Here is a 604-nt window from a genome sequence, read left to right as displayed (position 1 = left end):
CTACGTCGAAAACGGGCCCGAGGACTGGACCTTCGGCTTCGGGTCTTCCTGGGCTACGTCCGGCGAACTCAAGGTGCCGGCTGCGTCCTAAGGAAGCCTCGCAAAATGTGCGGACAAACCTTTGAGGTGCCGGCTGCGTCCTAAGGAAGCCTCGCAAAATGTGCGGACAAACCTTTGACAGGACATTAAAAACGCAGGAAAGCCGGGAGGCAACGATCGCGCCGGCGGCGTTGGCGTAATCGAGGACAATCGCCCGCTCCGAGGCCGTTGAGCGTCTGCACCGGAACCGGGGCGGAGACCACGCGTTCGGTCCGTGTCTTGGCCATGACGCCTTCGGGGCCGAGCTTGACGACGGCGATCTGCACGCCGGCGTCCAGCAGGCGGTCAGCCTGTTCGTCCGGAGTCCCGGTGCCGACGGCGACCGCGCACTCTTCGTCGTTGCCGATTGCGACAGTGACGTGCGGGAGCACGCGGGCCACCTGCTCGCGGGCCTCCTCGACGCTGTTCCAGAACATCGGACGGTAATCGAGGTCCAGGATGGTGTGCTGCCCACGCTGTTCCAGAACATCGGACGGTAATCGAGGTCCAGGATGGTGTGCTGCCC

The 604-nt window shown here is 64.1% G+C and carries 1 pseudogene; it reads right to left on the bottom strand.

Features of this window, described 5'->3' with window-relative positions:
- Positions 1–193: 193 nt before the first annotated feature.
- A pseudogene (locus BIU82_RS16955) lies at positions 194–604 on the bottom strand (PfkB family carbohydrate kinase); the annotation flags it as partial.

The organism is Arthrobacter sp. SW1 (assembly GCF_001766675.1).
Lineage (GTDB): Bacteria > Actinomycetota > Actinomycetes > Actinomycetales > Micrococcaceae > Arthrobacter.
Note: the sequence above shows the minus strand (reverse complement) of the source record. Positions and strands in the feature narration are given on the sequence as shown.